Genomic DNA, 9,467 nt, shown 5'->3' with positions numbered 1-9,467 from the left:
CAATCAGACTCACTTCATTATAAATATGACGACAAATTGTGTCAAGAAAAACAATTTGTTTTACTGCCTGTCTTGCGACGGCTTTTATAATTTATCATATATAAGCCCGATCAGTCAACCCTTTTTTATTATTTCTTTTATTTTTCCTCCGCATTTGCCGCAGACATAGCGTTTTGTATCCATTGCGCGCTTTCTTATAAAAGTTTGGCCGCATTCCGTACATCTGTACGTGCGGGTTTTTCTCGTTTGTTTTTTCGAGCTGAGCGGGGTGCAGAACCTCGGGGCGCCGACTTCCTTTAAAAGCATTCTAAATTCCTTGTCACGGTGTTTGTAGCCTTTTCCTTCAAGGTGAAGGTGATAGTGGCACAGCTCATGTTTGATGATCCCTTCAAGCTCTTTTTGGCCGTGCTCCACTAAATATTTTTTGTTCAGCTCTATGTCGTGGGAGTGCAATAAATATCTGCCCCCGGTTGTTTTCAGGCGGTTGTTGAAGTAAGCCTTATGCCGGAACGGCTTTTTAAAATAAGCGAGCGAAATCTGTTCAGTGAGCTGCTGCAGCTGTTGTTCGTCCATTTCTTATCTTCACCTCATTTTCAAAAACATTGAACGGGACAAATTCCCGGCGGCATAAACTAAAAAAGAATCCACACTCTATGATCAGAGCCTCAGGAGGGATTGTCAATGCCGAATTGGCTCAAAAACCAGATGCAAAAAGCTTTTTATGAGAAAGATCATTATCAGATTAAATTGCTGAACCAATGCTGGTATTTTTACAGAAAAAAACACTGCTGATGAGCAGTGTTCATCGGAGCCCGAATGGAATTTCTTCTGTTTCCTCACCATCCTTCACTGGTCCTTTTATCATCTCACACAATGGCGCCCGTTACTCCCCAAATGGAGCTGACCGCCCGATTTCGGGGAGCATGGGCGAACGATTCTTATGCGGATGGACGAGCCGTTTATTCTGATCTTTTAAACGGAAACCAGTTGGCTGAGCCGAAGATCCGAACCATCACAGGGACGAACAGCGGCAGCATGACGAATGCATACAGCAAGAGGCCCGTCAGTACAAGGGTGGCGATTTGCAGAAGCGATAAAACGCCGGACGGCAGCATCGCCGCAAAGGTTCCCGCCAAGATGATTGCGGCTGAAATAATGACGGACCCCATATTCTTCATCGATTCGATCATTGCCGTTTTAATATCCGTTCCACGGTATTCGTTAAAGCGTTCCATCAAGAAGATCGAATAGTCCACCCCAAGCGCCATTAAAATCACAAATCCAAAGAAAGGAACCGCCCAGTTGAGGCCGGGATAGCCGAAAAACGCCGTGAAAATAAACTCGGTTACACCGATTGATGCAAAGTACGTCAAGATCAACGATCCGACCAAATACACCGGCATGACGATTGAACGGAACAGCAGGACGAGAATCAGGAAGATTCCGATCATCATATAGATCACCGTGTTGCTGAAATCCTGGTCTGACAGCTGCTTCAGATCGGCGTTGATGCTGGAAACGCCGCCGACGCCAAACGATGCATCTTTCAAATGCGTGTCGGGAAGAACCCGTTTTAAAGATTCTTCAATGTCTTTGACATTGGCAATCGCTCCGTTTCCGTACGGATTGCCTTCCAATATCACATCGATCGTCGTGATCTGGCGGCCGTCTGACATATAGGAATTAAACACCTGCTGAAATTGCTTGTTTTTCAGCACTTCTTTAGGGACAAACCAGCCGGACATTTCTTGATCTGATGCGTTTTTCAGCTGATCCAGGTAGTCGCCCGCTCCCATCAGACCGCTTGAAATGTTTTCGAGGCCGTCAACGCTTGAATTCAGCCCTTTTGTTAATTGATCGAGCTGGCCGGCGAATTCTCCGACTTTTTCCTTCATCTGCTTTTGGCCTTCGGCGACATCACCTGCGCCTGATTCGAGCTTAGGCAGCGATTCGGCGAGCTGTTCCTGCCCCTTCGATGTCTCTTCAAGCCCTTTTTCGATTAGGCCGAGGCCGTTGATCAGAGCATCGATTTTGCTTGTGTACACTTTTTGCTCTTCCTGCGCTTTTGCGATAAATGCATCTGCTGCTTCAAGCTGCTTTTTCGCGTTTGCCGCCTGCTTCGTGTAAACGGCCGCTTTCTTTGATCCTTGCTTGATTGCCGATGCAAGCTCTGTGTAAGAGCCTTTAATCGCTAAATAAGAAGGATTCTCCTTCACTTCGGGAATTTCGCTTTCAAGATTTTTGAAATTTTGATTTGTCTGCTCGATCATTTTTTGCACGTCAGCCGTTATGCCTTGGGCATTTTCGGCTTGTGACAATGCCGCTTTCAAGACTTTCGATATTTCTTTGTAGGTTTCGATTTGCCTATTTAATTGACCGACTTGCGCCATCAGCTGTTTTTTCGCAGCTTGAATTTCTTTTTTCGCTTGGGCGACGCCTTCTTTGCTTTGGTCTGTTCCGTCCTTCAGCTTTCTCATATTGGCTTCAACGTCGCTGATTCCGGCTTGGATCGATTCTGTTCCTTTGATCAGCTGGTTGATTCCTTTTCCGGACGCTTCGATTTGCGGTTTTTGATCCGTGATCGACTTGCTCGCCTCAGCGAGCCCGTCTTTAATCTTTTTCAGACCTTTATTGCCGCTTTCAAGCCCTTTATTCAGCTCGTTCGCCTGTGTTTTGACATACAGGTCGCTCAGCCCTTTTCCGACCGGACGGGTCGCACTGCGAACTTTGCTGACGCCGTTTGTCTGTTCAATGGCGCGGCTGATTTTTTCGATTGCGATCAGCCCGTCATTGGTATCGAGCGCATCCGATGTTTTGAGCACGACCGTGACCGGCAAAGATTCCCCCGGCCCGAACTTGTCGGAAATGGTGTTAAAAGCGCTGACGGATTCGTATTGATCTCCGATTTCGTCAAGGCTGTTGTAGGAAAGCGTTCCTTTATACATCAAGATCGGCGGAACGGCCACAGCTGCTACGATCAACAGGCTGATCAGCGGCTTGCTGAAAGCGAAACGGCCGGCGGTTTCCCATAGCTTTGACTGCGGGTGCCCGATATTTCCTCTTACAGGCCAAAACAGCACTTTCCCCAAAACAGCCATGAAAAACGGCACGATCGTCAGAAGCGCCAAAATCAGGACCGCGACACCTACCGCTACTGCGACCGCGGACTTATAAAGCTGGAATTCGGCAAAGCCGATGCAAGTAAAACCGATCAAAACGGCAATTCCGCTGAACAGAACCGTTTTTCCTGCCGTTTTATACGTTGTCAGGATGGCTTCAAACTTGTCTTTCCCGTGGGCGAGTTCTTCCTTAAAACGGCTTAAAAGAAGAATGCAGTAATCCGTCCCGATTCCGAACATGATCGCCACCATGAAAATTTGCGTAAACGTAGACAGCGGAAAATCAGCGTATTCAACAAGATAGGCGACAACGGACTGGCTCACAAGGTATGAAAGTGCGACCGCCAAAAGCGGAACAAAAGGCGCAACCGCAGAACGGAATACGAGTATCAGCACGATTAAAATAAAACCGACCGTGATATATTCGGTTTTCTTCAAGCCTTCCTGCGAGCTTGTTATGACATCATCATCGATGAGCGGCTGCCCGGTCATCTCGTAGTCAAGCTTTAAAGTTTTGAGCTTTTCATTGACCTTTGCTTTAAAATCGGCCGCACTGATTTTGTTCGCATCAAATGTGACAGGCACTAGCAGCGTCGTTCGATCCTTTGACAACAGCTGCTTTTGAATATCCTCATCCGCGTCAAAGTACGATGTGATATCTGAGACGTGAAGCGCGGAATCCTTTTCTAAAATAGTGATCGCGTTTTTTAAAGCCGCCTCCCGATTCGGCAGAAGCTGTTTGTCCTGAAATACGACGACAATCGATTTGTTCGTATCCCCGTCTTTTGACATTTGTTCAAGAAGCCTGTTCGCGTAAGAAGACGGATAGCCTTCAGGAACCGCTATCTGGCCCTTCTCCTTTGTTAATTGCCCCATATCGGGCGCCGTGATGAATAAGACGGCGGCCATTGCAATCCAGAGCGCCGCAATGATCCATCTCGCCTTTATAATCATTCTCATTGACGTTTTATTCCTCCTCTATGAACTGTGCAGGTAGATTGATTTCTTTGTATTTTAAGAAAGACGGCAGAAAAAACCGCCGGCAAGCCTTGTCCTCGCTGTTTTTCATTACTTCACCACTTTATTCGCGAAAGTGAAAGATCATTCATTTTACAGGAAAACAGCTAAAGCGCTTGATTAACTTATCGGCTGATGGCCGTTGATATTTGAAGAGTTGAAAAAGATAAACACCTATTGATTAATAAACACATGTTCATTATAATTTGGGGCAAATGCGGTGTTCAATCGGCAATTGGGATTGAGATGTTCAATAATGAACAACATACGTAAATTTGTCTATAAACGGAGGTCACCGATGGAGGACAGAAGGTCTATGAAAACAAAGAGAGCGATTAAAGAGGCTTTTTTAAAGCTGCTCCATGAGAAAGAAATCAATAAAATTACCGTTTCTGATTTATCGAGGCGCGCTGATTTAGGACGCGGGACTTTTTATCTACATTATCGTGATGTTTTTGATTTGTATGAACAAATCGAGAATGAGCTGTTTGATCAGCTGGGGAAATTTTACGATGATTATTTTCCGAGCGAAGATCCGCACCATCTGCTCACCTTCATCGAAAAAACGACCGAATATATTTATCAAAACGCTGCGATCTTCACTTTATTGACGAAACCGAAAGGAAACATTTTGACCATCAATAAATTTAAAGATTTTTTCAAGCAGAAGATTTTCGAAGAATTGAGCATGATGCAGCAATCAGGTAATGAGATGGCATGCGATGAAATGGAAATTACATTTCTAGTATCCGGAGCGGTCGGCATTTTTGAAGAGTGGATCAACGGCGGCATGGTTCAGACGCCGGCACATATTGCAGGCGTCGTCCACCGCATCCTGTTGAAAATCGCGATGTAAAAGATAAGCCCGCCGGAAAATAAAGCTTCCGGCGGGCTGACTTCAAGTCCTATCGATCTTTTACCATCGATAAGGAGACCCTTCCTTTTGCAGCGTCGACATCTTCCACCCATACGGTGACGATGTCCCCGACCGACACAACGTCGAGTGGATGCTTGATGAAGGAATGGCTGAGTTTGGAAATATGGACGAGCCCGTCTTGTTTGACGCCGATGTCGACAAAAGCCCCGAAGTCAACGACGTTCCTCACTGTCCCCTGCAGCTCCATCCCTTCTTTTAAGTCCTCCAATTGAAGCACATCGGTTTTTAAGAGCGGTTTAGGGACTTCATCCCTCGGATCGCGCTCAGGCCTCGTCAGCTGGGCGCAAATGTCTTTCAGGGTGATTTCCCCGATCCCCAGCTGTTCAGCTGCTTCTGCAATATTCAATTCGTTGATTTTGTCCTGAAGCTCTCTTGTGCCGATTTGGGCTGTTGACAGGCCGAGCTTTTTCAGGAGCTCTCTCGTTTCTTTATAGCTCTCCGGGTGGATGCCTGTCCGGTCGAGCGGTTCATCGCCGTCAGGCACCCTTAAAAAGCCGATGCATTGCTCATACGTTTTCGCGCCCAGGCGCGGAATGTCTTTCAGCTCTTTCCGGCTCGTGAATTTTCCGATTTCATCCCGTTTTTTGACGATGTTGGCCGCGACTGTTTTCGATAGCCCGGCCACATATTGCAAGAGCGCGGCTGACGCCGTATTCACGTTGACGCCGACTTGGTTGACGACGGTTTCCACGACGAAGCGGAGCGAATCGTTTAGTTTTTTCTGGCTGACATCGTGCTGGTACTGGCCGACACCGACCGACTTGGGATCGATTTTGACGAGTTCGGCGAGCGGGTCTTGGAGTCTGCGTGCGATCGACACGGCGCTCCGTTCTTCAACCTGCAGATCGGGGAATTCTTCCCTCGCAAGCTCTGATGCCGAATAGACGCTGGCTCCCGCTTCATTGACGATCAGATAGTACACCTTTCTGTCGATGTTCTTCAAAAGATCAGCGATAAACTGTTCCGTCTCTCTTGATGCCGTTCCGTTCCCGATTGCGATAACCTCGATTTGAAAGTCTTCGATGATGCGTTTCACTTTTTCGATGGCGGCGCTTTTCTTATTGACGGGAGGGTGCGGGTATATGACGTCGATCTTGAGCATCTTTCCCGTCTCATCCACGACTGCCAGCTTGCAGCCTGTGCGGAATGCCGGGTCGACGCCGAGGACGAGCTTTCCTTTCATTGGCGGCTGCAGCAGCAGCTTGCGCAGGTTCTCGGCGAAAATGTGAATCGCCTGATCTTCGGCTTTTTCTGTCAGTTCTTTTCTGATTTCTCTTTCGATGGACGGCTGAATCAGACGTTTGTATCCATCCTCTATTGCATCCTTCAGAACGTCTTTTGCCGTCGTCTGCTTCTGTTTGACGATTTGTTTTTCCAAATACGCCTGGATGTGATCTGCCGGCGGTTCGACGGATACCTTCAAAATGCCCTCTTTTTCGCCGCGGTTGACGGCGAGCACCCGATGGGGAACGACTTTCTGTATCGGTTCTTCATATTCATAATACATTTCATAAATTTTCTTTTCGTCGGCTTCTTCATCCTTGACCGCGGATTTTAAGGTTCCTTTTTTAAAGGTCTCTTGCCGGATCCATCTTCTGTATTCCGGTTCATCGGAAATCCGTTCCGCCAGAATGTTCTTCGCTCCTTCAAGCGCTTCTTCTGCCGTGAAAACTTCTTTTTCTTCATTTATGTACTGCCGGGCTTCGGCCAATATGTCTTTGTTCTGCGGAAGCGCGATAATGAAATCGGCCAGCGGCTCAAGCCCCCTGCTTTTGGCGATGGTTGCCTTCGTTTTTCGTTTTTGCTTGTAAGGCCGGTATAAGTCTTCGACCTCCTGCAGTTTCTCCGCTTTTTCAATTTTGCGCTTTAATTCGTCCGTCAGCTTGTCCTGCTCGCCAATCAGCCGAATCACTTCTTCTTTGCGCTGATTTAAGTGCTGAATGTATCCCCAGCGTTCGGAAATCGTTTGAATTTGCACTTCATCCATGGAACCTGTTTGTTCCTTGCGGTATCTCGCGATAAAAGGGACGGTGTTTCCATCCTCCAATAATTGAATCACATTGCCGACATGTTTGGCTGTCAGGCCGGTCTCTTTTGCGACTTGTTTGACGATTAACGCTAAAGTATCCATTGTGCCTCCATAAGAATATTGTCTTCTTAGTGTACCAAAAGATTTTAAAAAACACCTATATCAAAAGGACAGCTTTCCGTTAAAAAAGCTGTCCGATGATATAGGTTAAATCGTCATTTCCCATTTTTGTGTACGCCTCGAGCTGATTGGAGATGTCTTCGGGCGTAACGTGATGCTTCAAATACGTGCGGAGAGACGAAACGGCGAGTCCGTCAGAATGAATGATAAACCTAGATCCTTTTTCATACGTATAGGTGAATGTTTTATATGTTTGCGGTTTTCCAGATAAGTACCCCGTGACGGGAAGAGGGTAAATGTATTTGTCTGAAGGAGCGTACAGAATAAAGCGGATATTGCCGACAGAGCTGTAGACGATGGTCCTCGTTTTAAAATCGGCTTTTAAAATCGAAACGGTCGCACCCCTTTTTTGTTTCAACGCTTGATTGCAGCGTTCCATCAAACTTGAGACATCGTCATCCCTGTGCTCTTTGACAATGCTGCTGATCGCTGAAGAAGATTCATGAGCCATTGAACCGCTGCCGAGTCCGTCAGCCAGCGCACATATCATTCCTTCGTCCGTCGCATTGAAATAAAAACTGTCTCCGCAGACGGATTTTCCTTCTTTCGGCAGCTGATAAACGAGTGCTTGAATATGTTCATTCGACTCGGTCCAGATCATCGCCTGATCTCCATAAACGGATCTTCCGCCAAGGCTTCCCGCAGCCGTTTAACGGCTTTTCTCTGCAGTCTTGATACGTGCATTTGCGATATACCCAGGATGTCCCCGGTTTCCTTTTGGCTCTTATTTTGGACGTATGTCAGCTCAATGATTTGCTTTTCACGGTCAGACAGGACGTGCAATACGCTTTCAAGCATCAGCTTCTGGTTCACTTTCTCATAGCCCTCTTCCTGGGAGCCGACGATATCGAGGATTGTCACCGTGCTGCCGTCGGCATCCGCCTCGATGCTGTGGTCTACGGACAGCGCCTGATAGCTTTTGCCCATTTCCATCGTTTCCAGGACTTCCTCTTCTGTCACTCCAAGAAAATCGGCAATCTCGTCGACTCGCGGGGAACGCTGGGTTTCTGCGGTTAATTGATCAACCGCCATTTTGATCTTCGGTCCCAATTCCTTGATCCTTCTTGGAACGTGGACACTCCATGTTTTGTCTCGGAGAAATCGCTTGATTTCCCCGACGATGGTTGGAATGGCAAAGGCCTCAAACGATTTTCCCACTTCAGGATCATACCGCTTGATGGCTCCCAATAAGCCCAGCATTCCGACTTGGCAGAGATCTTCATGGAAGCTTTTTCCCCTTGAATATTTTTTGGCCAGCGTTTCGACCAAACTGCTGTACGATTTCACAAGGGTCAGTTGAGCGTCTTCATCCTGGCTGGTCTGGTATTCTTTAATCAGACGATCCACTTCATCTTTAGTTAGTTTCGTAGTTTTGGACGGTTGTGCCATCATCAACTCGCTCCCTGTTTAAGAACTTTGTCATCGATACGGTCACGCCTGAGTCAATCTGCACATTCACTTCATCCATCAGCGTCTCCATCAAATATAAGCCGAGCCCTCCTTCTGATAATTGTTCTGCCGTATGCTCCGGGGAGTACGGGCCGAGCCCCCTCTGCTTATCTTTTATATCAAAACTGTCGCCCTGGTCCGCGACAACGATTTCGAGACGGTCTTCAAAAACGCCGAATCTGACGGATACCTCTCCGTCTTTATCCGCTTTATAAGCATGCTGTACGGCGTTGGTACAAGCTTCGCTCACTGCGATTTTCAAATCTTCGATATCATCGTACGAATACCCCATCTTGCTCGCGATTCCCGACAGGGTCAAACGAATGATCCCCACATATTCCGGTTTGGCAGGTGACCTCATTTCAATGTAATCAACTGCTCTCTGCATTATAATCCACCCTCTGACTTTCCAGAAATATCAATGATGTCCTTTAAGCCTGTGATATCAAACAAACGGATCAAACGGTCGGACAGATTTTCAAGCACTAAAGAACCTCCTGTTTTGTTTACGGCTTTATATATCGCTACAAATACACCCAGTCCCGTGCTGTCCATATATGAAACATCTTCCAGACAAACTCTGAGGTCTCTCCCTTCTTCGGCGAGCGGCATCAGCTGTTCACGCAATGCGGGAGCGGAGTGTACATCAATTTCTCCCGCTACATTTACCTCTATCACATGATCGTTTTTTTTCGTATCGACTGCCAAATTCACAATATCACCTCTGATTCTCATT

9 protein-coding genes are annotated in these 9,467 nt (G+C 47.0%); 2 read left to right on the top strand and 7 right to left on the bottom strand.

Annotation, left to right across the window (positions count from 1 at the left end; translation table 11 throughout):
- Positions 1-114: 114 nt before the first annotated feature.
- Entirely contained in the window at positions 115-573 is a 459-nt protein-coding gene (locus BTR1S_RS20615; RefSeq protein ID WP_029418983.1) for a SprT family protein, read from the bottom strand.
- 108 nt (positions 574-681) lie between these two features.
- On the opposite strand from BTR1S_RS20615, the gene cmpA reads away from it, so the two are divergent.
- Positions 682-792: a cortex morphogenetic protein CmpA gene (gene cmpA / locus BTR1S_RS22270; RefSeq protein WP_006638790.1), complete on the top strand. Its 111-nt coding sequence runs from the start codon at positions 682-684 to the stop codon at positions 790-792.
- A 167-nt stretch (positions 793-959) separates the two neighbouring features.
- On the opposite strand, the gene BTR1S_RS20610 is transcribed toward cmpA, so the two are convergent.
- Complete coding sequence (locus tag BTR1S_RS20610; protein WP_029418982.1) at positions 960-4,079, bottom strand: MMPL family transporter; 3,120 nt, start codon at positions 4,077-4,079, stop codon at positions 960-962.
- Positions 4,080-4,434: 355 nt separating this feature from the next.
- Between BTR1S_RS20610 and BTR1S_RS20605 the strand changes: the two genes are divergently transcribed.
- A complete protein-coding gene (locus BTR1S_RS20605; protein ID WP_029418981.1) occupies positions 4,435-4,992 on the top strand; it encodes a TetR/AcrR family transcriptional regulator in 558 nt (185 codons plus the stop codon).
- 49 nt (positions 4,993-5,041) lie between these two features.
- On the opposite strand, the gene BTR1S_RS20600 is transcribed toward BTR1S_RS20605, so the two are convergent.
- The 5 genes from BTR1S_RS20600 to BTR1S_RS20580 all read right to left on the bottom strand — a co-directional run bounded on the left by BTR1S_RS20600 (position 5,042) and on the right by BTR1S_RS20580 (position 9,445).
- Positions 5,042-7,204: a Tex family protein gene (locus tag BTR1S_RS20600; RefSeq protein ID WP_029418980.1), complete on the bottom strand. Its 2,163-nt coding sequence runs from the start codon at positions 7,202-7,204 to the stop codon at positions 5,042-5,044.
- A gap of 79 nt (positions 7,205-7,283) precedes the next feature.
- On the bottom strand, positions 7,284-7,883 hold the full coding sequence (locus BTR1S_RS20595) for a PP2C family serine/threonine-protein phosphatase (protein WP_006638786.1): 600 nt from the start codon (positions 7,881-7,883) through the stop codon (positions 7,284-7,286).
- Complete coding sequence (gene sigB, locus BTR1S_RS20590; protein ID WP_029418979.1) at positions 7,880-8,671, bottom strand: RNA polymerase sigma factor SigB; 792 nt, start codon at positions 8,669-8,671, stop codon at positions 7,880-7,882. The genes BTR1S_RS20595 and sigB overlap by 4 nt, the downstream gene beginning before the upstream one ends.
- Positions 8,637-9,119, bottom strand: a complete 483-nt coding sequence (gene rsbW / locus BTR1S_RS20585; protein ID WP_006638784.1) for an anti-sigma B factor RsbW — start codon at positions 9,117-9,119, stop codon at positions 8,637-8,639. The genes sigB and rsbW overlap by 35 nt, the downstream gene beginning before the upstream one ends.
- The gene (locus BTR1S_RS20580; RefSeq protein WP_006638783.1) at positions 9,119-9,445 is read right to left on the bottom strand and encodes an anti-sigma factor antagonist; all 327 of its coding nucleotides are present in this window, start codon (positions 9,443-9,445) and stop codon (positions 9,119-9,121) included. Before BTR1S_RS20580 ends, rsbW begins: the two co-directional genes overlap by 1 nt.
- Positions 9,446-9,467 lie beyond the last annotated feature (22 nt).

It is taken from the genome of Bacillus sonorensis NBRC 101234 = KCTC 13918, assembly GCF_001592005.1.
Classification (GTDB): domain Bacteria; phylum Bacillota; class Bacilli; order Bacillales; family Bacillaceae; genus Bacillus; species Bacillus sonorensis.
This window is presented reverse-complemented; position numbering and strand designations above follow the sequence as displayed.

Coding starts and splice junctions, on each gene's coding strand:
- BTR1S_RS20615 (WP_029418983.1), bottom strand. CDS start 573: ATGGACGAACAACAGCTGCAGCAGCTCACTGAACAGATTTCGCTCGCT.
- cmpA (WP_006638790.1), top strand. CDS start 682: ATGCCGAATTGGCTCAAAAACCAGATGCAAAAAGCTTTTTATGAGAAA.
- BTR1S_RS20610 (WP_029418982.1), bottom strand. CDS start 4,079: ATGAGAATGATTATAAAGGCGAGATGGATCATTGCGGCGCTCTGGATT.
- BTR1S_RS20605 (WP_029418981.1), top strand. CDS start 4,435: ATGGAGGACAGAAGGTCTATGAAAACAAAGAGAGCGATTAAAGAGGCT.
- BTR1S_RS20600 (WP_029418980.1), bottom strand. CDS start 7,204: ATGGATACTTTAGCGTTAATCGTCAAACAAGTCGCAAAAGAGACCGGC.
- BTR1S_RS20595 (WP_006638786.1), bottom strand. CDS start 7,883: ATGATCTGGACCGAGTCGAATGAACATATTCAAGCACTCGTTTATCAG.
- sigB (WP_029418979.1), bottom strand. CDS start 8,671: ATGGCACAACCGTCCAAAACTACGAAACTAACTAAAGATGAAGTGGAT.
- rsbW (WP_006638784.1), bottom strand. CDS start 9,119: ATGCAGAGAGCAGTTGATTACATTGAAATGAGGTCACCTGCCAAACCG.